Consider the following 25280-nt stretch of genomic DNA (forward strand, 5'->3'; position numbering starts at 1 on the left):
CCGCGGCGCGGCAGCGCGGCGCGAGGCACGAGCGACGCGCTCGCGCCATTCAGGACAGCTCGGCCTTCGTGTCACGGTTGATGAACGCCTCCATCAGCTGCGAGGTGGTCAGCCGGCCCTGCACGACCTCGTCGACGGCGTCCACGATCGGCGCCTCGACCCCGGTCTCCTTGGCGAGCACCCGCAGCGACGAGCACGACTTGGCGCCCTCGGCGACCTGGCGGGTGGAGGCGTAGATCTCCTCGACGCTCTGTCCCTGGCCGAGCCTCTCCCCGAACGTGCGGTTGCGCGAGAGCGGCGAGGAGCAGGTGGCGACCAGGTCGCCCAGGCCGGCGAGGCCCATCAGGGTGAGCGGGTTGGCGCCCTGGTGCATGGCCAGCCGCGCGGTCTCGGCCAGGCCGCGGGTGATCAGCGAGGCCGTGGTGTTGTCCCCGAAGCCCAGCCCGACGGCCATCCCGACGCAGAGCGCGACGACGTTCTTGTAGGCGCCGCCGAACTCGCAGCCGAGCACGTCGACGCTCGTGTAGGGCCGGAACGCCGGCGAGTGGACGCGCTGCTGCAGCCGGGTCGCGACGTCCTCGTCGGCGCAGGCGACGACGGAGGCGGCGGGCTCGCGGCGCGCGATCTCGCGGGCCAGGTTGGGACCGCTGACGACGGCGATCCGGTGCGGGGCGATGTCGCCGACCTCGGCGATCACCTCCGACATCCGCTTGAGCGAGCCGAGCTCGACGCCCTTCATGAGGGAGACGAGGGTGGCGTCGCTCTCGACGTACGGCAGGAAGGCGGGCAGGTTGTCGCGCAGCGACTGCGACGGCACCGCCAGGACCACGACGTCGGCGCCGGCAAGCGCCTGCTCGGGGTCGTGGGTGGAGGTGATCCGGTGCGGCAGCTCGATGCCGGAGAGGTAGTCGACGTTCTCGTGGCGCTCGTTGATCGAGGCGGCGACCTCCTCGCGCCGGGCCCAGATCGACACGTCGTTGCCCGCGTCGGCGAGCACGATGGAGAACGCCGTTCCCCAGGAGCCGGCGCCCAGCACCGCGACCTTGTTGCCCATCAGCTCGCCTTCTTCTTCTTGAACCGGTCGCCGTGCACGGCCATGTCGTAGCGCTCGGCCGGCGCCTTCTCCCCGCGCACCAGCTCCAGCTGGTGCGTGATGGCGGTCATGATCCGTTCGGTCGCCTCGTTGACGAGCGCGGTGGTGCGTGGCTGCGCGCGCAGGTCGTCGAGCGGGACGGGCGTGCCGACCCGCATGGTGATCTGGTTGCGCGGCACCAGGTGCGGCTTCTTCGTGTACGGCGCCAGCAGCTCCTGCGCGCCCCACTGGCCGACCGGGATGACCGGGCAGCCCGTCTCCAGGGCGATCCGGGCGGCTCCGGACTTGCCCTTCATCGGCCACAGCTCGGGATCGCGGGTGATCGTGGCCTCCGGGTAGATGACCACCACGCGGCCGGCGCGGATCGCGTCCACGGCGGCGGAGTAGGCACCCACGGCGTCCTTGGTCTCCCGCTTCACCGGGATCTGGCCGGCGCCGCGCAGGAAGTAGCCCAGTGCCTTGTTGTCGAAGAGCCCGGACTTCGCGAGATAGCTCGGCTTGTGCCCGTGGTCGTAGACCAGGTGCGCGGCCGTGAGCGGGTCGACGTGCGAGATGTGGTTGAGCGCGATGATGAACCCGCCCTCGACCGGGATGTTCTCCCCGCCGATCCACTCCCGCTTCGTGGTGGCCAGGAGCAGCGGCTTGATGATGGGCACCGCGATGTTCCAGGCCCAGCCCCGCTTCTCCTGCAGCTTGCGCACCGTCACGAGGATGCAGGCTACCCGTCGGTGACGGCGACCACTCCGCTGACGCGCCTCCGGGGGCTGCGAGGATGGCGCGGTGGTGGTCCCCGGTTCCTTCGCCGTGCTGCTGCCGGTGAAGTCACCCGGCACGGGCAAGTCGCGGCTCTCCGCGCTGCCGGACGACGACCGCCGCCGGCTCGCCGCCGCCTTCGCCGCCGACACGGTCGCCGCCTGCACGAGCACACCCGCCGTCGGGCTGGTCGTCGTGGTGAGCGACGACGCCGAGTTCGCGGCCTCGCTGCCGGGCGTCCTGACGTGCGAGGACCCCGGGACCGGCCTGAACGCCGCCCTGCGCCACGCTGCCGAGGTCGCGCGTGGGCTCCGTCCTGCCCTGCGGCCGGTGGCCCTGCTCGCCGACCTGCCCGCCCTGCGGGCCGAGGACCTGGCCACCGCGCTGGCGACGCTGGGCCCCGGGCCGGCGTACGTCGCCGACGCCGAGGGCACCGGCACCACGCTCTACACCGCGTCGTACGACGCCTTCGATCCCCGCTTCGGCGCGGGCTCCGCCGCCGCGCACCGCACCGCGGGCGCGGCCCCGGTGGCCGGTGCGCTGGCGAGCCTGCGCCGTGACGTCGACGGCCTCGGCGACCTCGCCGGCGCGGTCGCGCTCGGAGTCGGCCGCAAGACCGAGGCGGCGCTGGCCGTCACGGCCCTGCCCTAGCCGGAGACGCCGATCGGGCCGCCCTCCCGGAGGAGGACGGCCCGATCGACGGTGCGCAGGAAGGCGTCAGGCCTTCTTGGCGGGCGCCTTCTTCGCGGGCGCCTTCTTGGCCGGAGCCTTCTTGGCGGGCGCCTTCTTGGCAGCCGGCGCCTTCTTGGCCGGAGCGGCCTTCTTGGCGGCGGGGGCCTTCTTGGCGGGCGCCTTCTTGGCCGGAGCGGCCTTCTTGGCGGCGGGGGCCTTCTTGGCGGGCGCCTTCTTGGCCGGGGCCTTCTTCGCCGGAGCGGCCTTCTTCGCCGGGGCCGCCTTCTTCGCGGTGGTGGCGGCCTTCTTGGCGGCCGGAGCGGCAGCCTTCTTGGCGGTCGACGCGGCCTTCTTGGCCGGAGCAGCGGCAGCGGCGGCGGCCTTCTTCGCCGGCTTCGGCAGCGGGGCGAGCTTCTTCGCACCGGAGACGACGTTCTTCAGGTCGGCGCCGGCGCTGAACTTCGGAACCGCCTTCTTCTTCGTCTTCACGCGCTCACCGGTCTGCGGGTTGCGCACCCAACGCGCGTTGCGCACGGCCTTCTCGAACGAGCCGAAGCCGGTGATGGCGACCTTCTCGCCCTTCGCGACCTGGCGGGTGATGGTGTCCAGAACGGCGTCGAGCGCGTGGGCCGCGTCCTTGCGGCTGCCCTCGAACCGGTCGGACAGCGCGTCGATCAACTGAGACTTGTTCACTACATGTCCTTTCGAAACGCACCGTCTGGTCGTCTCTTGGGCTGTGCGGCCGAGCCCTCGCCCAGCCGTCCTTTCAGCGAACGCTAGGCACTAGTGGGCACGCTCACAATCACCACGCCGTGCTTTCCATCATTTTTTTCGCGGAATTGGCGCTATTTGGGCCAATTCCGGTCATTCGACGACCGCGCCGGGCCACATCCGCTTCACCGCGAAGCGCTGTCCGATGGAGAAGTCGAACTGCACCAACCGCATGTCGGCCAGTAGTCGCGCGCCCTCCGGGTCGAGTGCCGACTCCTTCACGGGATCGCCCGCGGCATCGAGCAGACGGCCCTGCTGCAGGGCGCTGACGTGCCGCCGCACCATGTCGAGCATCGCGAGGTACGGCGGCATCGGCGCGTCCGCGACGTCGTAGAGCAGCGGCAGGAAGAAGGCCGGGCTGGTGATCGGCACCGGGCGTGCGACGTTCTGGCCGGGCTGGTTGCTCCAGATGAGGAACGGCGTGCGGTGCAGGGCCATGTCGTCGTTGGCGTGCTTCACCGACGAGCCGTAGATGCCGGGCAGGTGGTCGCCGTAGAACAGCACGATCGTCTTCTCGGGGCTCTTCTGCAGTGCGCCGAGGAATTCGTCGAGTGCCTCGTCGGTGTGCTCGAGCCCCCGTGCGTACTGGCCGATCCGCTTTGCCTCGTCACCGTCGGCACCCTTCACGTGCAGCGGGTCGCGGTAATTCCCGTCGACGGGGATGTGGTTCTGCATCGTCACGAGGTTCACCATGAGCGGCTTGTCGTGCTCACCGATCTGCGCGAGCACCTCGTCGAAGGCCGAATGGTCCGAGATGTAGGGGTTGTCGTCGATCGTGCCGGACTCGCGGATCGTCGTGTCGTGCACGAAGTCCTCGAAGCCGAAGCGCTGGTAGACCTGCTCCCGCTTGTACATCCCCACCTTGTAGGGGTGCACCGCGACCACGTCGTGACCCTGCCCGCGGAACCAGCCGACGGCCGACGGGTAGTCGCGCTGGGCCGGCACGAGCATCTGGTACGGCGAGAGCATCTGCGGGCGGAACAGCCCCAGGGACTGGCCGGTCAGCGTCTCGAACTCCATGTTGGCGGTGCCGCCGCCGTACATCTGCGCGAGCATGTGGCCCGACGTGGTGCCCGCCATCCGCGCGCGGGTGCGTGGGATCGGGTCGTGGTCGAGCGAGAAGCCCTTCAGGTCCGTGGGGTCGGTGAAGGACTCGCTGAGCACGAGCACGACGTTGGTGTCGTCGAGGCTGCCCGTGCGCCCGGCGTTGATGCGGGCGGCCGCCCGCTCGTAGCGATCGGCGATCGCGGACATCTCGTCCGCGTCGTACCCCTGGGGCTTGGCCATCGCGTCGACCGGCATGTTGAAGAGGAAGCCGCCGACGAAGCCGTTGGAGCGGTAGTTGGTCTTCTGGTTCCAGTAGCGCCAGTCGTTGCCGCGCAGCTCGTAGAGCCCGCGCCACATGTTGCCGGGCTGGTTGAAGTGCGCGGCCTGCACGAGCAGGACCCCTGTCAGCACGCCGACCCCGAGCCGCAGCCCGAGCAGGAGCAGCACGTGGTCACGGCTCAGCGTGCGCAGCCGCGGGCGCGGGTAGCGGCGCTCGATGCGGCCGACCAGGCGCAGCACGCCGACCAGCACGGCCACGACCAGCAGCACCGCGGCGACGAGCGTCACCGGCGAGACCATCGAGCTGAGGAACTCCGGCTCGCGCAGGAAGTCGGTGTCACTGGGGTAGACCGGCTCCTCGCGGTACTGCATCTTCACCAGGTTGGCGATCGCGACGACGACCGTGGTGACCGCCACCAGCGCGAGCGACCAAGCCATCCGGCCCAGCACCGCCCAGAGGAAGCCGATCACCGTCCACAGCACGAGGGTGTCGAGGAAGAAGGCACCGCTGTCGAAGAACAGGTCCTTGGCCCAGCGCGGCGAGAACAGCCCGAGCGTGCCCGCCTCCAGCACGAGTGCGGCGATCGCGGCTGCGAGCAGGCTGCCCAGCAGCCCACGGCGCAGCACGGCCGCGAGAGGTGGGGACGCCGGTGCGGGAGCGTCGAGCGGCTCCTCCGTCGTCCCGTCGTCAGGGAGAACGAAAGAGGACACGAGGTGAACTGTACGTGTCCACCTCGCGCCCTCTCGTCAGGGTTTCCCCTGGTTTCACGCGCCTTGCGTGACCGGCTTCCAGCCCGGTCGCTGCGCCTCGTACGACGCGATGTCGGCCTCGTGGCCCAGCGTGATGCCGATGTCGTCGAGTCCCTCCAGCAGCCGCCAGCGGGTGTAGTCGTCGATGTCGAAGGAGTCCTCGATCGCGTCCGGGCCCTCGCCCGCGCGCACCGTCTTGGCCTCCAGGTCCACCGTCACGGTGGCACCGGGGTTCTCCTCGAGGTAGTCCCAGAGCTTCTGGACGACCTTCTCGTCGACCTGACCGGCGACCAGTCCGGCCTTGCCGGAGTTGCCGCGGAAGATGTCGGCGAAGCGGGCCGAGAGGACCGCCTTGAAGCCGTAGTTCTGCAGTGCCCACACCGCGTGCTCACGCGACGATCCGGTGCCGAAGTCCGGTCCGGCGATGAGGACCGAGCCGGCGGCGTACGGCTCCTTGTTGAGCACGAACTCCGGGTCGTTGCGCCAGGCGGCGAAGAGCCCGTCCTCGAAGCCGGTGCGGGTGACCCGCTTGAGGTAGACGGCCGGGATGATCTGGTCGGTGTCGACGTTGCTGCGGCGCAGCGGGACGCCGACGCCGGTGTGGCTGGTGAACTTCTCCATGAGTGTCTCCGGTGATCGAGCTTGTCGAGATCAGACCGTCGCGGGGACGAGGTCGGCGGGCGAGGACAGGGTGCCGCGGATCGCGGTGGCGGCGGCGACGGGCACCGACACCAGGTGGGTGCGTCCACCCTTGCCCTGGCGGCCCTCGAAGTTGCGGTTGGACGTGGACGCGCTGCGCTCGCCCGGCGTGAGCTGGTCGGGGTTCATGCCCAGGCACATCGAGCACCCGGCGCCGCGCCACTCCGCACCGGCCTCGGTGAAGACCTGGTCGAGGCCCTCCTCCATCGCCTGCAGGCGCACCCGCACCGAGCCCGGTACGACGAGCAGGCGGGTGCCCTCGGCGACGTGGTGGCCCTTGATGATCTCGGCCGCGAGACGCAGGTCCTCGATCCGGCCGTTGGTGCAGGAGCCGACGAAGACGGTGTCGACCTTGATCTCGCGCATGGGCGTGCCGGCCTCGAGACCCATGTACTCCAGGGCCTTCTCGGTGGCGATCTTGTCGTTGGCGTCCTCGAAGTCCGCCGGGTCCGGGACGTTCGCGCCCAGTGGCACGCCCTGGCCGGGGTTGGTGCCCCAGGTGACGAAAGGCGTCATCGTGCTCGCGTCGAGGACGATCTCCTCGTCGAACTCGGCGTCCTCGTCGGTGACGAGCGTCTTCCAGTGCGCGACGGCGGCGTCCCAGTCGGCGCCCTTCGGGGCCTCGGGCTTGTCCTTGATGTAGGCGAAGGTGGTCTCGTCGGGCGCGATCATGCCGGCCTTGGCACCCCACTCGATCGACATGTTGCAGACCGTCATCCGGCCCTCCATGGAGAGCTCGCGGATGGCCTGGCCGCGGTACTCGACGATGTAGCCCTGGCCGCCACCGGTGCCGGTGTGCGCGATCAGGGTGAGCACCAGGTCCTTCGCGGTGACGCCCTCGGGGAGGCTGCCGTCGATGGTGACCGCCATCGTCTTGGGCTTGGCCTGGGGCAGGGTCTGGGTGGCGAGCACGTGCTCGACCTCGGAGGTGCCGATGCCGAAGGCGATCGAGCCGAAGGCGCCGTGGGTGCTGGTGTGCGAGTCACCGCACACGATCGTCATGCCGGGCTGGGTGAGACCGAGCTGCGGGCCGACGACGTGCACGATGCCCTGCTCCACGTCACCGAGCGGGTGCAGGCGCACACCGAACTCGGCGGCGTTCTTGCGCAGCGTGTCGACCTGGGTCTTGCTCACCGGGTCGGCGATCGGCTGGTCCCAGTCGACGGTCGGGACGTTGTGGTCCTCGGTCGCGAGGGTGAGGTCGGGGCGTCGTACCTGGCGTCCGGCGAGGCGCAGGCCGTCGAAGGCCTGCGGGCTGGTCACCTCGTGGATGAGGTGGAGGTCGATGTAGAGGAGGTCCGGCTCCCCCGGGGTCGACCGGACGACGTGCTCGTCCCACACCTTCTCCGCCAGGGTCCTGCCCATGACTCGTTCCTCTCGTTCGTGCCTGTTTGACCTGAGTCACTCACTCTACCCCTTGCATCCCATGATCTGAGACGGCAGTATTGCCATATGGACAACTCGAGCGGCGTCGGCGTACTCGACAAGGCGGCCCTGGTGCTCACCGCACTGGAGTCCGGCCCGGCCACCCTTGCCGGACTGGTGGCGGGCACGGGCCTGGCGCGGCCCACGGCCCACCGGCTGGCGGTCGCCCTGGAGCACCACCGGCTCGTGGCCCGCGACATGCAGGGCCGCTTCGTGCTCGGCCCGCGCCTCGCGGAGCTGTCCGCGGCCGCCGGTGAGGACCGCCTCCTCGCCACCGCCGGGCCGGTGCTCGCGCGGCTGCGCGACATCACCGGCGAGTCCGCCCAGCTGTGGCGCCGCCAGGGCGACCACCGGGTCTGCGTCGCGGCCGCCGAGCGGCCCTCCGGGCTGCGCGACACCATCCCCGTGGGCTCGCAGCTGACCATGCGCGCGGGCTCCGCCGCCCAGGTGCTGCTCGCGTGGGACGACCCCGAGCGGATCCACCGCGGCCTGCAGAACGCCGCCTTCTCCGCCGCCGAGCTCTCCGCCATCCGCCGCCGCGGTTGGGCGCAGTCCGTCGGCGAGCGGGAGCAGGGCGTCGCCTCGGTCTCCGCCCCGGTCCGCTCCCCCGGCGGCAAGGTGATCGCCGCCGTGTCGGTCTCCGGCCCGCTCGAGCGGCTCTCCCGGCAGCCCGGTCGCATGCACGCCCCTGCGGTCCTCGCCGCGGCCGAGCGGCTGTCGGAGTCGCTGCGCCGCGCCGCCGCCGAGTAGTCGAGTGGGGGTTTCCGGACGGTCGAGTGGGGAGCTGCGGCGACGCAAGTCCCCACTCGACCGTCCGGAAACCCCCACTCAGCGCTAGAAAAGGGCGTCCTGCTCCAGCTCGAGCAGGGTCTGCTTGCGGTCCAGCCCGCCGGCGTACCCGGTGAGGGTGCCGTTGGCCCCGATCACCCGGTGGCACGGGATCACGATCGGGATCGGGTTCGCGCCGTTGGCGACGCCGACCGCTCGCGAGGCGGCGTTGGTCTTGCCGAGCCGCGCCGCGATCTGGCCGTACGACGCGGTCTCGCCGTACTCGATGCCGACCAGCTGCTCCCACACCTGACGCTGCCAAGGCGTGCCGACCGGTGCGAGCGGCAGGTCGAAGTCGGTACGACGCTTCGCGAAGTACTCCGCCAGCTGACGCGCGGCCTCCGCGAGCACCGGCGAGGCATCGGCGCGCTCGCCACGCGGGCGGCCGTCGTGGTCACGGAACGGCGAGAACTCGATCGCACTGATCGCACCGTCCTGCTCCACGAGGCGGAGCGGGCCGATGGGCGATTCGATGACGGTCCACATGGTTGGTTCATCCTTCCAGCGAGGTCCACAGGTGGAGCAGGGCGTAGGAGCGCCAGGGCGCCCACCCCTCGGCGACGGCGCCGGGGTGCGCGGCGAGCGCGTTGCGCACGCCGATGTCGGTCGGCAGCCACACGTCCGGGTGGCCGAGGGCGCGCAGCGCGATGTAGTCGGCGGTCCACGGGCCGATGCCGGGCAGCGCCAGCAGCCGGTGCCGTACGTCGGCGCGGTCCGGTCCGCGGTCCAGCATCAGCTCGCCCGTGGCCAGCGCGGCGGACAGGCCGACGAGCGCGCGGCCGCGGGCACGCGGCATCTTGAAGTCGGCCGGGTCCATCCCGGCCACGGTCGCCGCGTCCGGGAACAGGTGGGTGAGCCCGTCGGTGCTCGTGGCGTACGGCCGGCCGTGGCTCGCGACCAGCCGCGCGGCGGCGGTCCGAGCGGCCACCACGGTGACCTGCTGGCCGAGCACCGCGCGCACGGCCAGCTCGGCGCCGTCGACGTGGCCGGGCACGCGCAGCCCGGGCCGCCGCTCGACCAGCGGGGCGAGCACCAGGTCGGCCCCGAGGTGCGCGTCGATCGCGACCGGGTCGGCGTCGGCGTCCAGCAGGGCGCGCATCCGGGCCACGGCGGCCGCGGTGTCACGCAGGTCGTCGAGGACCAGCCGCAGGGCGACGTACGACGTCCCGGGGCCGGGCAGGTCGGCGAGCTCGACGCGCGCCGTGCCCGGCCCGTGCGGGAGGTCGAGGGTGCGGGCGTACCAGCCGGAGCCGTCGTCGCGGACCTCGGCGACCTCCACCCCGGGGATCGCGCGGGTGGCCAGGAAGCGGAGCAGCCCGCTGCCCAGGAAGGGCGTGCGCACGGCGATCCGCAGCTCGATGCCACCCGGCGCGGAACGGACCGCGCCGCGGCGCCCGCGCAGCTCGCTGGGCGTGGCGGCGTACACCTCCTGCATCGTCTCGTTGAACTGCCGGACGCTGGAGAAGCCGGCCGCGAAGGCGACGTCGGTCAGGCTCAGCGTGGTGCTCTCCACGAGCGCCCGGGCAGTCTGCGCCCGCTGGGTCCGGGCGAGGGCGAGGGGCCCGGCGCCGAGCTCGGCGGTGAGCAGCCGGGACAGGTGGCGCGAGGTGTAGCCCAGCCGCGCGGCCAGCCCCTCGACGCCCTCCCGGTCGACGACGCCGTCGCCGATCAGCCGCATGGCCCGGCCCGCCACGGTCGCCGCGACGTCCCACTCGGGGCTGCCGGGGGTGGCGTCGGGCAGGCAGCGCTTGCAGGCGCGGTAGCCGGCGGTCTGGGCCGCGGCGGCGGTGCGGTGGAAGGACACGTTGGCCGCGGCCGGGGTGCGGGCCGGGCAGGACGGGCGGCAGTAGATCCCGGTCGTGCGGACGGCGGTGTAGAACACCCCGTCGAAGCGCCGGTCCCGCGACTGGACGGCCGTGTAGCAGCGGCCGAACTCCAGCCCCGTCGGCTCGGTCCTCGTCTCCATGTCCCCCATCCTGCCCCGGCCCACCGACACCCACTGGCGGAAATCGGACACGGCGAGGTCCTCGCCGTGGCCCGTCGGTTCTGCCACGCTGTCGCCATGGCGGACTCGCTCAACCCACTCGACCTCCTGGTGAAGTCCCAGCAGGCCGCGCTCAGGCTCACCACGGACGTGCTGCGGACCGTGCGCGACACCGCCGTCACCGGCGTCACCCAGCCCGACCAGCTCGCCCAGCAGGTCGGGGAGCTCGCCGGCGCGGTCGCGGGGATGGCGACGGCCGTGACCGGCATCGCCGGGGCGACCGCCCAGCCGCTGCAGGACTTCATCGTGCGCCAGCGCGAGCTCGCCGACACCGTGCACACCCTGGCCGAGGCCCAGGCCGAGCTGGCCGGCGTCGTCGCCAAGCTCGCCGAGCGGCACGCGGAGGCGGTCGCCGCGCTGGAGAAGGTCACCGCACCGGTGTTCGCGATCGTCGGCACCGAGCCGACCGCGCCCAAGACGCGCGCCGCGAGGAAGACCGCCGCGGCGAAGGCCGACGGGCGGCCACCGGCTTCCCGGTGACCGCCCGCCGAAGGAGCGCCTGGAGGACCTAGCCGACGGTCAACGACGTGTCGTCGACCACGAAGCTCGTCTGGAGCGACGAGTCCTCGTTGAGCAGGAACCTCACGGTGACCGTCTTCCCCTTGTACGCCGAGAGGTCGAGGGTCTTCTGGACGTAGCCGCTCGTCTTGTTGACGTTGGAGTACGTCGCCAGGGTGGTCGTCGTCGTCCCGCTGACGACCTGGACCTTCGCCGTGTCGTACGCCGTCGAGGACGACGTCTCCGCGGTGTCGATCGCGACCCAGAAGCTCAGCGTGGCCGCGCCGGCGCTCGACGGGATGGCGACCGACTGGCTGATCGTCTCCGTCGAGGTGCTGCCGTTGCCACCGAGCCAGAGCTTCCACGTGCCGGTGCGCGCCGGGCGACCGGTGTTGGTCGTGATCGGGCCGCTGGTGCCGGTCCAGTCCACCGCGCCGGACTCGAAGCCGGGGTTCTTCAGCAGGTTGCCCGAGGGCGTGCCGCCGCCGCTGATCGTCCAGGTGAAGCTCGTCGAGCCGCTCGCGCCGGTGGTGTCCTTCGCGGTGACGGTGACGTTGGCCGTGGTGGCCGTGGTCGGCGTACCGGACACCAGACCGGTGCTCGCGTTGATCGACAGGCCGGCGGGCAAGCCGGTGGCCGACCAGGTCAGCGTCTGGCCGGCGCCCGAGGAGGAGCCGGTCAGCTGCAGCGAGGTCGCCGTGCCGACGGTGCCCGTGCGGTTGCCCGGGTTGGTGACGGTGACCGTGTTGCCGGCGGTGGTGCACGTCGGGTCGGCGCTCTGCGCGGGGACGGAGACGGCGTTCCACGCGGCCTTCACCGCGTTGAACTCCGCGCACGAGCCCGGGTAGAGGTTCTTCGCCGCGGTGAGCGTCCAGGTGCGGTACTTCAGGTAGCTCGACGACGAGGTCTTCATCAGCATCGCGTTGTAGAAGATCTTGCCGGCCTTCTGGATGCCGATGCCGGTCAGCGTGCCGCCGCTGTTGCAGGTGGTGCTGGTCGGGCCGCCGGCGGGGTTGGTGCCCTCGGCAAGCAGGTAGAACCAGTGGTTGCCGGGACCGGCCGCCGCGTGCACCTCCGTGTTCGGGATCGAGCTGGAGTAGCAGTTCGGGTCGCCCTTGGCCGACGGGTTGTACATGTTGCGGATCTCGCCGTCACCGACCAGGTTGACCTCCTCGCCGACGAGGTAGTCCGGCGGGTCGTACGCCGCGGCCTCGTTGGCGTAGGCCTCGGTCAGCGCACCGAAGACGTCGCCGACGAACTCCTGGGTGCCGTTGCCGGAGATGCCGCCGGGGGTGTTCTGGTCGATGCCGTGGCCGTACTCGTGGGCCACGACGTCGAGGTTGGTGACCCACTTGGTGTTGGCCTGGTTGTGGCCGATCCGGACCCACTCGGTGCCGGTGCAGTAGCCCGGCTCGACGAGGCCCGGCGAGCAGTAGAAGGCGTTGGTGTCGTCGAGACCGACGCGCACCTGCCAGCCGCCGCCGTTGCCCTTGAAGCCGTCGCGGCCCAGCCACTGGGCGAGCATCTTGTCCTGGGTCTGCAGGCCGAAGAGGGCGTCGACGCAGCCCGTCTCCTTGCTGGTGCCGGTGCCGTCGCCCCAGGCGTTGTCCGGGCCGGAGAGCGCCGGCACGGTCGCGGTGGAGTTGTTCTCGACCCCGCAGTTGAGGCCAGGGATGGTGGCGTCGGTGAGGTTGTACGACGACGAGGAGACCTGCGTGGTCTCGATCGGCAGCGGGTTCGGGCCGTTGTGGTGGCCGGTCCCGGTGCCGGTGGCATAGCTGAGCAGCTCCTGGGACTCGACGACCGCGCCGGTGCGGGCGTCGACCCACACGTCGCGGACCGAGCGCTCGCCCTGGTGCGCCTCACCGCTGACCCGCACCTTCCAGGTCAGGCGCGGGGTCTCGGTCGCGTGCACGACGAGCTCGGGCTTGCCGCGCACGACGGCCTTGGTCAGGTTGGCCTCCGCCTTCGCGGTCGCTGCCGCGGAGGTGAGCTGGGGGGCGACGGAGAGGTTGCCGATGGCGCGCTTCTGCGCGACCGAGGTGCCGAGGATCTGCCCGTCCTTGTTGGTGACCACGACGAAGTCACCGCCGCGGACGTCGAGACCCTTGTAGCTGCGCTCGTACGACGCGAACTGCAGGCCGCTGCCGCCACTGACGACCGGCTCGGCGGCGAAGGCGTCGCCGCTGCTCGCCTTGAGCTGGGGTGCCCGGCTGTTGACCAGGGCGTTGGCGGAGCGGTGCGCCTTGTCGCGCGGTCCGTCCTTGCCGGCACTGACCTTGACGACCGGGTCCGCGTGCGCGGGACTCGTCGCCAGTGAGAACGAGGCGAGCCCGGAGGCCGCCACGAGGGCGGCCGTCAGGCCACCCACCAGATTGCGTTTCACGTCTAACCCACACTCCTCATGAGAGTCGGGCCCGTCGCTCTCTCATGGTCGAGCGAGTCAGCGAGCCGGCCGATGACCGACCCGGACGAGATGGCCGCCGAGATGGTCAGGAGTAACCTCGTGGTCAGCCGAATCACCCCGCAAGAGCGGGGTCGATTCACAAACCGGCAATGCCGAAAGATGAACCGGAGATCGGGAACTCCGGCGTCAGGACGTCAGCCGACGCGGGCCGCGAGGTTCGACAGCAGCTCGCCGTGGATGCGGCCGAGCCCGATCGGGGCGAAGGTCTTCTCGAAGAACCCGCCGATGCCACCGGCGCCCTCCCAGGTGGTGCGCGCGGTGACCTTGCTGCCGGCGCCGTCCGGCGCCACGCTGAAGGTGGTGACCATGGTGGAGTTCCGGTCGCTCTCGACGACCGCGTCCGTGGTCACCGCGACGTCGGCGACCACGTGCCGGACCCGCTTCTTGGTGGCCTGCAGCTGCCAGGTGACGACGGTCCCGTCGCCGGTGCCGTTCTCCAGCACGTCGTAGGCGCTGTAGGCCTCCGGCAGGATCGCCGGGCGGACGTCGACGTAGTCGGCGAGGGCGGCCAGCACGTCGGCCGGCGGAGCGGCGATGGTCACGTCGACGGAAGCAGTCACCTGGGCCATGGGGACGACGCTACCGGGCAGCCGAGGAGGACACCTGGTCGCCCCAGGCCGCCCGCGCGCCGGAGTCGCCGACCCGCACCACCTGGACGCCGGCGGCCAGCGCAGCGACCAGGGCCAGCACCGACACCGCTCGCAGCACCAGCGGCGAGCCGGTCCGCGTGCCGGCCCGGCTGCGCTGGTCCAGCCACACGACGGCCGCCGCGGTGACCAGCAACGGGACGGCGAACCAGATCAGCTGGTCGCCCAGGGCGGCGTGCCGGCCGGGGTCGCCGACCCGGCGTTCGAGGGCCTCCCCGCTGGAGGTCGCCACCGGCACCAGGGCGGTCGCGACCGCCGCGCAGCCGACCACCAGCGGTCCGAAGCGGGCGCGCCAGGACGGCCGGACCACGATGGCCACCGTGCCGAGCACGGCGAGCGGGAGGAGGACCACGACGGCGTGGACCACGAGGGGATGGACGGGCAGACCGTTGATGACGTCGAACATGCTCCGAGCCTCGCGCGTCGTACCTGCCAGCAACCTGAACGCTTCCACGCCGAAAAGCCGCAGGGCCCGGTCCGATGGACCGGGCCCTGCTGGGTTTGTACCCCCGACCGGATTTGAACCGGCGTTACCGCCGTGAGAGGGCGACGTCCTAGGCCGCTAGACGACGGGGGCAACTTTGTCTCGACCGTGGTCTCGACAACGAAGAGAACTCTAGAGGATCCGTCTCGGCGAGACCAAATCGGGTCGACATCGCGGTGTCCGAAGGGCCAACAGGGCCGAGAAAACGACGGAAGCCGGGCCTCGGGCCCGGCTTCACGAACTGCTCTGGCTGGTCTACTAGGACTCGAACCTAGACTGAGGGAATCAGAATCCCTAGTGCTGCCAATTACACCATAGACCATCGCTGACGGCGCTGCGTCTGCGGCGTAGACATTACACGCGAGCGCCGTGCGCCTCCAAAATGCCCCCCTCGGTGCGCCGCGCGATCCGTCCCCTCCGGGCGGCCCAGGCGACCAGCGCGAGGAAGGACAGCGACTGGGTGAGGGTGACCGGGAGCGCCCACCACGTGCCGTCGCCGGGGGTCAGCGCCTCGGTCATGTCGCCGAACGCGAGCGCCAGGCCGAAGGCGACGAAGTTGTTGAGGACGTGCATCGCGATGCCTGCCTCCAGGCCACCGGTCAGCAGGACCAGCACGCCGGCGACGAGGCCGAACGCGAAGCGGTCGAGGAAGATCGGCAGGTTCTGGCCGAGGCCGTGGGCGAGCCCGAACAGCAGCGCCGGTACGACGACCGCGACCGTCCCACGCGCCGCCGCGCCCAGCCGGCCCGTCATCCCGCCGCACGCCTGGGTGAGGTAGCCCCGGAAGACGAACTCCTCCCCCGCCGCCTGCAAGGGCGTCAGCAGCACCACGACCAGCACGAAGTCACGCACGGCGCTGGTCCACGGGTTCAGCCCGCCACCGGTGTCGAGCGAGCCGGAGCCCTGGTCGGGCAGCACGGCGGAGACCAGCACGGTCAGGCCGAGCGCGACCGCGGCGAGGAGCGCGCACACCAGCAACCAGCGCCAGCGCAGCCGCCCGGCGACCGAGACCACCCAGCCGGGCGCCATCCGGTGCACCAGCCAGGCGACGAGCAGCACGGCGGGGATCGCGACGGCCCAGGAGAGGTTCACCACCGCGAGGTACGACGGCGTGGCCGCCTCGCCCGACAGCTTGTCGCTCACCTCCGCGGAGCCGTCGCCACCGATCGAGAGCGCCAGGGCGACCAGGTTGACGACCACCACCTGGCCGACGACGAAGAGCGCGACCAGCAGCGCGACACCGGCCAGCGGCCGCCAGGCCCCGGCCGGTCCGCGCTCCTGGAGCCGCTCGTAGCGCAGCCCCGTGGGCTCAGCCGAGGGCACGGCGCAGCCGCCCGAGGCTGCGCTCGCGGCCGAGCAGCTCGAGCGACTCGAAGAGCGGCGGGGAGATCCGGCGGCCGGTCACCGCGACCCGCACCGGGCCGAAGGCGTTGCGCGGCTTGAGCCCCAGGCCGTCGACCAGGGCGGTCTGCAAGGCGGTCTGGATCGCCTCGGTCGACCACGCCGGCAGGCCCTCCAGCGCGTCGTACGACGCCTGCAGGACGGGGATCCCGGCCTCGCCGATCTGCTTCTCCGCGTCCTCGGCGTCGACCTCGAAGGCGTCCTCGTCGACGAAGAGGAAGGCGAGCAGGTCACCCGCCTCGGCGAGCTTGTTGATCCGCTCGGAGATCAGCGGCATGGCGAGCTCGAGCAGCTGGGCGTCCGCGTCGGAGACCGGGTCGCTCACGACGCCCTGCTTCTTCAGGAAGGGCAGCACCCGGTGGGTGATGTCGTCGAGCGAGAGCAGCCGCATGTGCGCGGCGTTGATGGCGTCGCACTTCTTGAGGTCGAAGCGCGCCGGGTTGGCCACCACGTCGCCGATCTCGAAGGCCTCGACCATCTCCTCCAGGGAGAAGATGTCGCGGTCCGCGGCGATCGCCCAGCCCAGCAGGGCCAGGTAGTTGAGCAGGCCCTCGGGCAGGTAGCCCTGCTCGCGGTAGGCCAGCGCGTGCGCCTCCGGGTCGCGCTTGGAGAGCTTCTTGTTGCCCTGGCCCATCACGTACGGCAGGTGCCCGAACTCCGGGGTCACCTTCGCGATGCCGACCTCGATCAGCGCCTCGTAGAGCGCGATCTGGCGCGGCGTCGAGGACAGCAGGTCCTCCCCGCGCAGCACGTGGGTGATCTCCATCAGCGCGTCGTCGACCGGGTTGACCAGCGTGTAGAGCGAGTCGCCGTTGGCCCGGCACAGCGCGAAGTCCGGGACGAACTCGGTCTCGAACGAGACCTCGCCACGCACCAGGTCGTTCCAGGTGATGGAGCCGTCGGGCATCCGGAAGCGGACGACCGGCTTGCGGCCCTCGGCGACGAACGCCGCGACCTGCTCCTCGCTGAGCTCGCGGCAGAAGCCGTCGTAGCCCTGCACCTTGGAGCCGGCGGCCTTGCGGCGCGCGGCGGCCTCCTCGTTGGTGCAGTAGCAGTCGTAGGTGCGGCTGTTCTCCTTCAGCCGGGCCAGCGCGTCGGCGTACAGGTCGCTGCGCTCGCTCTGGAAGTACGGCGCGTGCGGGCCACCGACCTCCGGGCCCTCGTCCCAGTCCAGGCCGAGCCAGCGCATCAGGTCGATGATCGAGGCGAGCGACTCGTCGGTGCTGCGCTCCTTGTCGGTGTCCTCGATGCGGAAGACGAAGGTGCCGCCGTGGTGGCGCGCGAACGCCCAGTTGAACAGGGCGGTGCGGACCAGGCCGACGTGCGGGCTGCCCGTCGGCGAGGGGGCCATCCGGACGCGGACGTTGCTGGAGGTCATGCGCGTGCTTCCACCTTGTTCGTGAGGGTGCCGAGGCCGTCGATGGAGATCTCCACCTCGTCGCCGACCTGCATCGGGCCGACACCTTCGGGGGTGCCGGTGAGGATGACGTCGCCGGGCAGCAGCGTCATCACGCTGGAGACGTGGGCGACGAGCGCGGGGACGTCGAAGACCATGTCGGCCGTCGTGCCGTCCTGGACGACCTCGCCGTTGAGGAAGGTCTGCACCCGGCGGCCCTGGTTGAAGTCGTGCGGGTCGAGGTCGGTCTCGATCCACGGCCCGAGCGGGCAGAACGAGTCGAAGCCCTTGGCCCGGGTGAACTGCCCGTCGGAGCGTTGCAGGTCGCGCGCGGTCACGTCGTTGGCGAGCGTGTAGCCGTGGATGACGTCGGTCGCCTGCTCGGCCGGCACGTCGCGGCAGATCCGCCCGATGACGACGGCCAGCTCGCCCTCGTAGTGCAGCTCCTGGGTCTGGCGGGGGTACTGGATCGCGTCGCCCGGCCCGATCACGCTGGTGTTCGGCTTCAGGAACATCAACGGCTCGGACGGGACGTCGTTGCCGAGCTCGGCGGCATGGGCGGCGTAGTTGCGCCCGATCCCGACCACCTTGGAGCGCGGCAGGACCGGCGCCAGCAGGCGGATGTCCTCGAGCCGGTGCTCCTTCTCCAGCAGCTTGATGCCGACGTACAACGGGTCACCGGCGAGACCGACCACGACCGCGTCGTCGGCCGGCTGGCCGTACTCGTCGAGGTCGCCGGTCAGGACGCCGTACGCCGGCTCGTCGCCGGCCGTGAATCTGACGATGCGCACCCGCCGAGCCTATCGGGCGGGTGCGCTCATCCCCGCAGCGACGACTCAGGGCAGCAGGCCCACCGGCGTCTTGCCACCGATGTCGGCGAAGCCCTTGCCGAGCTGGCCGTAGCCGTTGGCGCCCCAGGCCCACTGGCTGCCGCCGGTCTTGGCGGCGTAGGTCATGGCGCCGCCGGTGGCGACCGAGGCCCAGTCGGAGTCGGTGCCGATCCGGGTCGGCACGAGCACGTCGGTGCCCGGGTCGGCGCCGGTCTCGCCGGAGAGGTTGTAGCCCCAGCACCACAGCTGGCCGCCGGTGTTGACGGCGCAGGCGTGGTTGCCCTGGCCTGAGGAGCCGGTCGCGGAGACCTGGGTCCAGTCGCTGGCGGTGCCGACCTGGGTCGGGGCGAGTCGGTCGGTGCCGGCGGCGCCGGTGCCGGTCTCGCCGTGGGCGTTGTAGCCCCAGCACCACAAGGTGGCGTCGGTGCGCAGCGCGCAGGAGGTGCCGGCGCCGACCGAGACCGAGGCCCACGAGGTGCCGAGGGTGGCCTCGCGGACCGGGGTGGGCGAGCTGTCGGTGCTCCCGTCGCCGAGCTGGCCGCGGGGGTTGAAGCCCCAGCACCACAGCTCGCCACCGGTGGTCGTGGCACAGGTGTGCGTGTAGCTCGCGGAGACCGACGTCCAGTCGCTGCGCACGCCGACCTGTGCGGGGGCCGATCCCCCGGGCCGCCCGAGCTGGCCGAAAGAGCCGCCGCCCCAGCACCACAGCTCGCCGTCGGTGGTGACGCCGCAGGTGTGGGAGAAGCCGGAGGAGACGGTGGCCCAGTTGCGGCCGGCGCCGGCGCGCACCGGCACGTCCTCGGTGCCGCCGTTGGCGTTGCCGAGCTCGCCGTCGCGGTTGGAGCCCCAGCACCACAGGCTGCGGTCCGCGCGGATGCCGCAGGTGTGCGCCCACTGCGAGTCACCGCCCGAGGAGACCTCGACCCAGTCAGAGGCCGCGCCGACCTGGGTGGGCGTGGCGTCGTACGGCGTCATCAGGACGAGCGGCTGGGCGATCTGCTCGGCGAAGTTGTAGCCCCAGCAGTCGAGGGTCTGGTCGGTGTTCACCCGGCAGCCGTGCTGGCCACCGGCGCTGAGCCGCACCTGAGCCGGGGCGGTCGCTGGGGCGTCGACGCGGAGGTCGAGCACCAGGCCGGCGCCCACGCCGTTGGCGGTCTGGGTGAAGAGGACGTTGAGGCTCGCGGTGCCGGCAGCGGTCGGCGTACCGGTGATGGCGCCGGTGCTCGCGCTGTAGGACAGCCCGGCCGGCAGCCCGGTGATCGTCCAGGTGCCCGGCGGGTCACCGACCATGTCGAGGTCGGCGGCGTAGGCCTTGCCCTCGATCCCGTCGGGCAGCGTGGTGGTCTCGAAGACCGGCGTGGCCGGCACACCGCTGACGGTGCGCGCCGGCGAGACGGTCGCCAGCCGGACGCCCGAGGCCGGTACGACGACGCGGTAGGTCGTCGTACCGCTGGCGGTGGCCGTGGCGGTGAAGGCGCCCGAGCTGTTGAGGATCGCGGTCGTCTGGGTCACCCAGGTCGCTCCGGACAGCCGCTGCACGACCACCCGGGTGCCGGCCGCGAACGGGCTCACCTTGCCGGTCAGCGTGACCGTGGTCGGGACGCCGGTCACCACCGTCGACGGGCTGATCGCCAGGGTCGCGGCGACCTTCGTCTGCGCCACGACGGCGACGGCGCGGGACGTGGCGGCCTTGAGGGCGCCGCGCCGCGCGGCAACGGCCCGGAAGTAGGAGACGCCCGCGGTCGCGGGCCGGCGATCCGGACGATCCACGTGCCGTTCTTGGTGGTCGTCCGGGTCACCTTGACCCCGACCCACCTCGCGCCGACCTTGCGCTGCACGGTCAGCGGCGTGCCCTTCGGGGAGCGCGTCAGCCGGCCGGTGAGCGCGACCGTCGTCCCGCGCAGCGCGGTGGCGGGGCTCGCGGCGATGGTGAGCGAACGGGCGGTGGCGGCGTCCGCGGCGCCGGGCGTGCCGGTCAGGACGGCGACGGCGAGCAGGGCGGCGAGCAGCGGCCGGACGAGACGAACGGGCACGAGGACCTCGGGGGGATGGGCCGGTGGGGGGTCCTCACCGTAGGTCGGCGACCACGGCACCCGCGGTCGAACCGTCTAACCTTTACCCGTGGGCACGTGGCAGGACCGGGCCTCGGCGCACGCCGAGCGGATCGACCGCTACCTCGCCCCGCACCTCGCCCGCCGCGAGGCCCGCGTGAAGCACCCGGTCTTCGACTTCCTCTTCACCTACTACGCCCACCGGCCCAGCCAGCTGCGCCGCTGGCACCCCGGCTACGGCGTCGTCCTGGACTCGGCCGAGCACGCCGGGCTGAAGGGCTACGAGGTGCTCGACGGCGGGGTGGGCGTCGGGTCGTCGTACCTGCGCTCGCAGCGGGTGCTCCTGGAGACCCTGCACCGCCTGCTCACCGCCACCGCCGCGCGCACGCCGCACTTCGGCTGCTTCGGGCTGCACGAGTGGGCGATGGTCTACCGGCTCGCCGAGGACGAGACCCGCCACGCCGACTGGCCGCTGCGCCTGGGCCCCGCCGGCACCGACGAGGTCGTCGAGGGGCACCGGATCGCCTGCTCCCACTTCGACGCCTACCGCTTCTTCACTCCCCCGGCCCGCGGCCTCAACACACTGAGCCCCGGCCGTGACGACCGTGCCCTGTTCGAGCAGCCCGCCTGCCTGCACGCCGGGATGGACCTCTACAAGCACGCCTTCCGGCTCTCCCCGCTGATCTGCTCCGACCTCGTCGCCGACTGCTTCGAGCTCGCCTGGGACATCCGCACGCTGGACATGCGGGCGGCGCCGTACGACCTGCGGGACCTGGGCTTCGAACCGATCGCGATCGAGACGGCCGAGGGCAAGGCGTCGTACGTCGAGGCGCAGCGGGGGTTCGCCGAGAGGGGTGCGCCGCTGCGGGCGCGGTTGGCCGAGGAGTGCGAGCGGCTGCTGGCCGCGATCGACTGACCGTGCCGCTCAGGACGGCGGGTACTCGAAGTGCTGGTAGTCCTTCAGCGAGACGTAGTCCCCGCCCCACCCGAAGCCTTCGGCGGTCCAGGCGCCGTAGGTGACGTCGCCCTTCACGATCATCCCGGGGCGTACGTCGGTCCGGTCCAGGAAGTCCCGGCCGGCGGGCGGCAGGACGGCGGTGCCCTTCACGTAGGGGTTCTCGACGGTGTTGATGTCGATGGCGCGGCCGTAGGAGTGGATGGAGAAGCGGTCGGTGGTGCCGGTGATCGGGCGGCAGTTGAAGGCCGAGGTGTTGTCGGCGGCCATCGAGGCGTCGTCGGACGCGTCGTAGGACTCGATCAGCTCCATCCGGCGGATCGGGAAGTCCGCGGCGTACATGGCCCGGAAGGAGCGGACGACGCTGCGTGCGACGTCGCGGTTGACCATGAGCCGGCCGAGGTGGACCCGGCCGTCGAAGCCGCGGTAGGTCATGGTGACGATGCGCAGGTCGTCGATCGCGACCGGGCAGCCGGGCTTCCAGGAGACGCCGATCATCTTCGGGCGGTAGGACCGTGGGACCGGGGTGACGACGGCGACGAACGGCAGCCGTACGGCGTGGGCGGACCCGGCGGCCGCAGCCACGGGGGCCGGAGCGGCCTGTGCGGTCGGGATGCCGGGCGTGGTCAGCGCGACGGCGGACAGGACGGCGGCAGCGAGACGGGTACGACGCATCGTTTCCTCCCGAGGTGGAGAACAGTGGTCCTGCCACTGTCCCCCACCGCGGGAGGAGATGTCACTCCGCGGAGACCGGAGCGAGCTGGCCCTTGAGGTTCGGGTCGGTGTTGTCGGCGAGGTAGGGCTGGACCCGCTTGTCGAAGAAGACCTTCTTCAGCTTCTCGACCTGCGGGTCGTCGAGGTACGACGTGCCGACGACGAGCTGTCCGGCGAACTCCTTGGGTGCGTCCGGCTCGAAGATGCGGTACTTCTCGGGCGTGCCGGCGTCGACGAAGGACATGTTGTAGTCGACGACCGCGTCGACGGAGTCGAGGGTGCGCGGGCCGGCGCCGTACTCCATGTAGGTGAACTTGTAGCCGCCGATGTTGTCGGCGATGTCCTGCTCCGTGGCGGCCCACGGGTCGACGCCGTCCTTGAAGGTCAGCTTGCCGGCACGCTGGAGGATCCACAGCGCCTGCGCGGTGTTCGCGGGGTCGTTGAGGAGCGCGATGGTGGCGCCCTTGGGCAGGTCGTCGAGGGTGGCGTACTTGGTCGAGTAGACCGAGTAGGACCACTGGAAGACCTCACCGAGCGCGGTGAGCTTCATCCCGGTGGAGTCGGTGACCTGCTTCAGCCAGTGCTTGTGCTGGTAGATGTTGGCGATGTACTGCCCGTCGGCGGTGGCCTGGTCGAGCTGGTTGCCGTCCTCGATGCCGACGCCCTCGATCGTGACGCCGTAGTCGGGCGCGACCTCCTTGTCGAGGTAGTCGAGGAAGGCCTTCTCCGAGGCGCTGCTGGCCTGGAAGGCGATCTTGAAGTCGTTGCCGAAGTGGCTGCCCGCCACGGCCTTCTCGTCGTCCCCGGTGAACCGGAGGACGAGGAACACCGCGAGGGCGAGGACGACGACGCCGGCGATCGCGGCCCACAGCCACCTCCGGCGGCCACCGCCGAGGTCGATGGCGTCGTTCGCGTCCTCGGCGGCGCGCTTGCCGGGCTGCTGGGTGGTGGACATGGTGGTTCCTTTCGACGGGCCGAGAGCAGGGTGAAGCGGGCGAGGGCTCAGTGGGTGAGCGCCCGGACGATCCGGTCGCCGGAGAACTGGATCAGCTGGACGAGCGCGATCAGCACGACGATGCAGGCGATCATGATGTTGTCGTCGAAGCGCCGGTAGCCGTAGTTGACCGCGAGGTAGCCGACGCCGCCAGAGCCGATGGCACCGGCGATCGCGGAGTACTCGATCATCGCGACGAGGTTGAGCGTCAGCCCGGCCACGAGACCGGGCAGCGCCTCGCGGAGCTGGATCGAGGCGATGATCTGGGCCTTGCTGCTGCCGCCGGCGAGACCGACGTCGAGCAGCTCGCGCGGCACCTCCCGCACGGCGTTCTCGGTGAGCCGGGCGAAGAAGGCGATGCCGGCGACGGACATCGGGATCAACGCCGCCTTGAAGCCGATGGTGGTCGAGAAGACCGCCATCGTCACCGGGACCAGCGCCGCCATCAGCACCAGGAAGGGCAGCGAGCGGCCCAGGTTGGCGATCCAGCTGATCGACACGTGCACCACGCGGTTCGGGAAGAGGCCGAGCGGCGAGGTGTTGAAGATGACCAGCCCGAGCGGGCCGCCCAGCGCGACCACGACGACCATGACCAGCCCGACGAGCCGGAACGTCTCGCCGAGCGCCGGCAGCAACAGGTCCGGTACGTCGGGCCAGGGCGTCGCGAGCAGCGCGCTCATGCCGCGCCCTCCGCCCCGGCGGCCGCGGGCAACGCGCGCAGCACCGCCCGGTCGGCGGGCTCGGCGACCACGCCGTGGCGGGCCAGCACGTCGACCACGCGACGGTCGTCCAGGCGTGGGTCGATGCCGAGGGTGAGCCGCCCGACGGGGCTCTCCCCCGACGCCTCGACGAGCGCGGCGAGCACCGCGACGTCGGTGTCCAGCTCGCGCCCGGCCTGGGCCAGCCAGACCGGCGAGACGGCGGCGTCCTCGTAGCGAACGGTCCACACCCGGAGGCCCGCGTCGGTGGGGACGGGCGGCATCGGCAGGAGCGCCCGGGAGAGCGCGGAGTCGGAGCGTCGTACGACGTCGGCGACGGTGCCCTGCTCGACGATCCGGCCGTGGTCGAGCTGGGCGACGAGGTCCGCGATCGAGCGCACGACGTCCATCTCGTGGGTGATCACCAAGATGGTGACGCCGAGGTCGTCGCGCAGCTCGGTGAGCAGGTCGAGGATCGCGCGGGTGGTCTCGGGGTCGAGCCCGGAGGTGGCCTCGTCGGAGAGCAGGACGGCGGGCTGGAGGGCCAGCCCGCGGGCGATCCCGATCCGCTGGCGCTGCCCGCCGGAGAGCTGGGAGGGGTAGTGGTTGGCGCGGTGCAGCATGCCGACCCGGTCGAGCAGGTCGGCGACCCGGCGCCGTACCTCCGCGTCGGGGAGGCCGGCGTGGCGCATGGGCAGGGCGACGTTCTGTGCGGCGGTGAGCCGGCGCAGCAGGTTGGCGGACTGGAAGACGGTGCCGATCTGGCGGCGGGCCTGGCGCAGGTCGCGGCGCGAGAGCCGGGTGAGGTCCTGGCCGTTGACGGCGATGGTGCCGCTGGTGGGCCGTTCGAGCAGGTTGATGCAGCGCGCCAGCGTGCTCTTGCCCGCGCCGCTCGGTCCGACGACCGCGGCGATCTGCCCCTCGCCCACGGTGAGGTCGATCCCGTCGAGGACGGTCGTGCTCCCGTAGGACTTCGTGAGCCCGGTGATCTCGATCATCGCGGCCCCCTTCGTTCAGCCAGTCAATGTTTCTCGACTGACTTTATTGACTTTCGGGGAGCGCGCCAGAGATCCAGGTCACCTGCGACCACGGCGTGACCGATCGCCCGATCAGCCGGGCCTTGCAGCGAGCGGCCGCTCAGCGGGCCGCGATGCCGTCGTACATGACCGCCCGGATGCCCGCGCTCAGCCGGGCCTGGCGCTCCGGCGAGGGATCGCGCAGGGCGGCCAGCAGCGAGCCGAGGATCATCCCGTTGATCGCGAAGGCGGTCGCCTCCACGTCGAGGTCGGCCCGCAGGTAGCCCAGGCGCACCCCGTGGGCCAGGTAGGCACCGGTGATCGGCGTCGTCGCCTCGAAGAGCTCCAGCATCCGGTCCCGCATCGCGTCGTCGATGCCGATCGCGGAGACCAGCAGCTGGGCCATCCGCGGGTCCTCGTCGAAGATCCGCGCCAGCACGGTGCCGATCCGCTCGGTCTGCGCGCGGTAGTCCTCCAGCGTGCTCACCGCGTCCGGCGCGTTGTCGGCGCCGAGCGCCTCCACGATCCGGCCGATCAGGTCGTCGACGACGTGCTCGACGATGTCCCGCTTGTTCTCGAAGTAGCGGTAGAAGGTGCCGTGCCCGATGCCCAGGCGCGCGGCGATGTCGGCGATGCCGGTGGCGTGGTAGCCCTGCTCGGCGAAGCAGGTGAAGGCGGCGTCGATGATCTCGGCGCGCGTCTCGGCCTTGCGCCGCTCCAGCCGTGAGAGTCCCGCCACTTCCGCCGTCATGGTGCCCCAGCCTATTG

The 25280-nt window shown here is 71.5% G+C and carries 25 protein-coding genes and 2 tRNA genes; 4 read left to right on the forward strand and 23 right to left on the reverse strand.

The features are described from left to right. Positions 1 to 49: 49 nt before the first annotated feature. Both MRBLML1_RS15460 and MRBLML1_RS15465 read right to left on the reverse strand, forming a co-directional pair. Positions 50 to 1054 carry an NAD(P)H-dependent glycerol-3-phosphate dehydrogenase gene (locus MRBLML1_RS15460; protein WP_364517476.1) on the reverse strand — a complete coding sequence of 335 codons (1005 nt, stop codon included), beginning with the start codon at positions 1052 to 1054 and terminating at the stop codon, positions 50 to 52. Continuing rightward, entirely contained in the window at positions 1054 to 1800 is a 747-nt protein-coding gene (locus MRBLML1_RS15465; RefSeq protein ID WP_364517478.1) for a lysophospholipid acyltransferase family protein, read from the reverse strand. The genes MRBLML1_RS15460 and MRBLML1_RS15465 overlap by 1 nt, the downstream gene beginning before the upstream one ends. 73 nt (positions 1801 to 1873) lie before the next feature. Between MRBLML1_RS15465 and cofC the strand changes: the two genes are divergently transcribed. Further along, positions 1874 to 2497: a 2-phospho-L-lactate guanylyltransferase gene (cofC, locus tag MRBLML1_RS15470; RefSeq protein WP_364517480.1), complete on the forward strand. Its 624-nt coding sequence runs from the start codon at positions 1874 to 1876 to the stop codon at positions 2495 to 2497. A gap of 66 nt (positions 2498 to 2563) precedes the next feature. Here cofC and MRBLML1_RS15475 read toward each other — a convergent pair whose 3' ends face one another. The 4 genes from MRBLML1_RS15475 to leuC all read right to left on the reverse strand — a co-directional run bounded on the left by MRBLML1_RS15475 (position 2564) and on the right by leuC (position 7429). Further along, a complete protein-coding gene (locus MRBLML1_RS15475) occupies positions 2564 to 3211 on the reverse strand; it encodes an HU family DNA-binding protein (protein WP_364517482.1) in 648 nt (215 codons plus the stop codon). A 171-nt stretch (positions 3212 to 3382) separates the two neighbouring features. Beyond that, positions 3383 to 5326, reverse strand: a complete 1944-nt coding sequence (locus MRBLML1_RS15480) for an LTA synthase family protein (protein ID WP_364517484.1) — start codon at positions 5324 to 5326, stop codon at positions 3383 to 3385. 54 nt (positions 5327 to 5380) lie between these two features. Then, positions 5381 to 5986 (reverse strand): 3-isopropylmalate dehydratase small subunit, encoded by a 606-nt coding sequence (gene leuD / locus MRBLML1_RS15485; RefSeq protein ID WP_364517486.1) that lies wholly within the window; start codon positions 5984 to 5986, stop codon positions 5381 to 5383. A 30-nt stretch (positions 5987 to 6016) separates the two neighbouring features. Further along, the gene (gene leuC / locus MRBLML1_RS15490) at positions 6017 to 7429 is read right to left on the reverse strand and encodes a 3-isopropylmalate dehydratase large subunit (protein WP_364517488.1); all 1413 of its coding nucleotides are present in this window, start codon (positions 7427 to 7429) and stop codon (positions 6017 to 6019) included. An 87-nt stretch (positions 7430 to 7516) separates the two neighbouring features. Between leuC and MRBLML1_RS15495 the strand changes: the two genes are divergently transcribed. Continuing rightward, positions 7517 to 8239: an IclR family transcriptional regulator gene (locus MRBLML1_RS15495; RefSeq protein ID WP_028655929.1), complete on the forward strand. Its 723-nt coding sequence runs from the start codon at positions 7517 to 7519 to the stop codon at positions 8237 to 8239. 84 nt (positions 8240 to 8323) lie between these two features. On the opposite strand, the gene MRBLML1_RS15500 is transcribed toward MRBLML1_RS15495, so the two are convergent. After that, positions 8324 to 8803: a methylated-DNA--[protein]-cysteine S-methyltransferase gene (locus MRBLML1_RS15500; RefSeq protein WP_364517491.1), complete on the reverse strand. Its 480-nt coding sequence runs from the start codon at positions 8801 to 8803 to the stop codon at positions 8324 to 8326. A 7-nt stretch (positions 8804 to 8810) separates the two neighbouring features. Beyond that, the gene (locus MRBLML1_RS15505; protein ID WP_364517493.1) at positions 8811 to 10283 is read right to left on the reverse strand and encodes an AlkA N-terminal domain-containing protein; all 1473 of its coding nucleotides are present in this window, start codon (positions 10281 to 10283) and stop codon (positions 8811 to 8813) included. A 96-nt stretch (positions 10284 to 10379) separates the two neighbouring features. Here MRBLML1_RS15505 and MRBLML1_RS15510 point away from each other — a divergent pair, with 96 nt between their 5' ends. Further along, on the forward strand, positions 10380 to 10841 hold the full coding sequence (locus tag MRBLML1_RS15510; protein WP_364517495.1) for a hypothetical protein: 462 nt from the start codon (positions 10380 to 10382) through the stop codon (positions 10839 to 10841). Positions 10842 to 10869: 28 nt separating this feature from the next. Here MRBLML1_RS15510 and MRBLML1_RS15515 read toward each other — a convergent pair whose 3' ends face one another. The 10 genes from MRBLML1_RS15515 to MRBLML1_RS15560 all read right to left on the reverse strand — a co-directional run bounded on the left by MRBLML1_RS15515 (position 10870) and on the right by MRBLML1_RS15560 (position 20117). Continuing rightward, positions 10870 to 13245, reverse strand: a complete 2376-nt coding sequence (locus MRBLML1_RS15515; protein ID WP_364517497.1) for a M4 family metallopeptidase — start codon at positions 13243 to 13245, stop codon at positions 10870 to 10872. A 215-nt stretch (positions 13246 to 13460) separates the two neighbouring features. Beyond that, the gene (locus MRBLML1_RS15520) at positions 13461 to 13895 is read right to left on the reverse strand and encodes an SRPBCC family protein (protein ID WP_364517499.1); all 435 of its coding nucleotides are present in this window, start codon (positions 13893 to 13895) and stop codon (positions 13461 to 13463) included. Between the two features lie 10 nt (positions 13896 to 13905). After that, complete coding sequence (locus MRBLML1_RS15525; protein WP_364517501.1) at positions 13906 to 14379, reverse strand: DUF2231 domain-containing protein; 474 nt, start codon at positions 14377 to 14379, stop codon at positions 13906 to 13908. Between the two features lie 98 nt (positions 14380 to 14477). Next, a tRNA-Glu gene (locus tag MRBLML1_RS15530) sits at positions 14478 to 14550 on the reverse strand. A 154-nt stretch (positions 14551 to 14704) separates the two neighbouring features. After that, positions 14705 to 14779 (reverse strand) — tRNA-Gln (locus MRBLML1_RS15535). Between the two features lie 32 nt (positions 14780 to 14811). Next, positions 14812 to 15780 carry a CPBP family intramembrane glutamic endopeptidase gene (locus MRBLML1_RS15540; protein ID WP_364517503.1) on the reverse strand — a complete coding sequence of 323 codons (969 nt, stop codon included), beginning with the start codon at positions 15778 to 15780 and terminating at the stop codon, positions 14812 to 14814. Next, positions 15767 to 17236 (reverse strand): glutamate--tRNA ligase, encoded by a 1470-nt coding sequence (gene gltX / locus MRBLML1_RS15545; RefSeq protein ID WP_364517505.1) that lies wholly within the window; start codon positions 17234 to 17236, stop codon positions 15767 to 15769. Before gltX ends, MRBLML1_RS15540 begins: the two co-directional genes overlap by 14 nt. Further along, entirely contained in the window at positions 17233 to 18045 is an 813-nt protein-coding gene (locus MRBLML1_RS15550) for a fumarylacetoacetate hydrolase family protein (RefSeq protein WP_364517507.1), read from the reverse strand. The genes gltX and MRBLML1_RS15550 overlap by 4 nt, the downstream gene beginning before the upstream one ends. 45 nt (positions 18046 to 18090) lie before the next feature. Beyond that, on the reverse strand, positions 18091 to 19746 hold the full coding sequence (locus MRBLML1_RS15555; protein ID WP_364517509.1) for an RCC1 domain-containing protein: 1656 nt from the start codon (positions 19744 to 19746) through the stop codon (positions 18091 to 18093). Then, complete coding sequence (locus tag MRBLML1_RS15560) at positions 19692 to 20117, reverse strand: hypothetical protein (RefSeq protein WP_364517512.1); 426 nt, start codon at positions 20115 to 20117, stop codon at positions 19692 to 19694. The genes MRBLML1_RS15555 and MRBLML1_RS15560 overlap by 55 nt, the downstream gene beginning before the upstream one ends. Before the next feature lie 88 nt (positions 20118 to 20205). On the opposite strand from MRBLML1_RS15560, the gene MRBLML1_RS15565 reads away from it, so the two are divergent. Next, complete coding sequence (locus tag MRBLML1_RS15565; protein ID WP_364517514.1) at positions 20206 to 21051, forward strand: 3-methyladenine DNA glycosylase; 846 nt, start codon at positions 20206 to 20208, stop codon at positions 21049 to 21051. Positions 21052 to 21060: 9 nt separating this feature from the next. Here MRBLML1_RS15565 and MRBLML1_RS15570 read toward each other — a convergent pair whose 3' ends face one another. From MRBLML1_RS15570 to MRBLML1_RS15590, 5 genes are all read right to left on the reverse strand, one after another. Next, positions 21061 to 21765, reverse strand: a complete 705-nt coding sequence (locus MRBLML1_RS15570; RefSeq protein WP_364517516.1) for a M15 family metallopeptidase — start codon at positions 21763 to 21765, stop codon at positions 21061 to 21063. A gap of 61 nt (positions 21766 to 21826) precedes the next feature. Further along, positions 21827 to 22759, reverse strand: a complete 933-nt coding sequence (locus MRBLML1_RS15575; RefSeq protein WP_364517518.1) for a MetQ/NlpA family ABC transporter substrate-binding protein — start codon at positions 22757 to 22759, stop codon at positions 21827 to 21829. A 47-nt stretch (positions 22760 to 22806) separates the two neighbouring features. Next, positions 22807 to 23478, reverse strand: a complete 672-nt coding sequence (locus tag MRBLML1_RS15580; RefSeq protein ID WP_364517520.1) for a methionine ABC transporter permease — start codon at positions 23476 to 23478, stop codon at positions 22807 to 22809. Further along, entirely contained in the window at positions 23475 to 24494 is a 1020-nt protein-coding gene (locus MRBLML1_RS15585) for a methionine ABC transporter ATP-binding protein (protein WP_364517522.1), read from the reverse strand. Before MRBLML1_RS15585 ends, MRBLML1_RS15580 begins: the two co-directional genes overlap by 4 nt. Before the next feature lie 139 nt (positions 24495 to 24633). Beyond that, positions 24634 to 25263: a TetR/AcrR family transcriptional regulator gene (locus MRBLML1_RS15590; RefSeq protein ID WP_364517524.1), complete on the reverse strand. Its 630-nt coding sequence runs from the start codon at positions 25261 to 25263 to the stop codon at positions 24634 to 24636. Between the last annotated feature and the right edge of the window lie 17 nt (positions 25264 to 25280).

The sequence above is a fragment of the Nocardioides sp. LML1-1-1.1 genome (genome assembly GCF_040676175.1).
Classification (GTDB): Bacteria; Actinomycetota; Actinomycetes; order Propionibacteriales; family Nocardioidaceae; genus Nocardioides.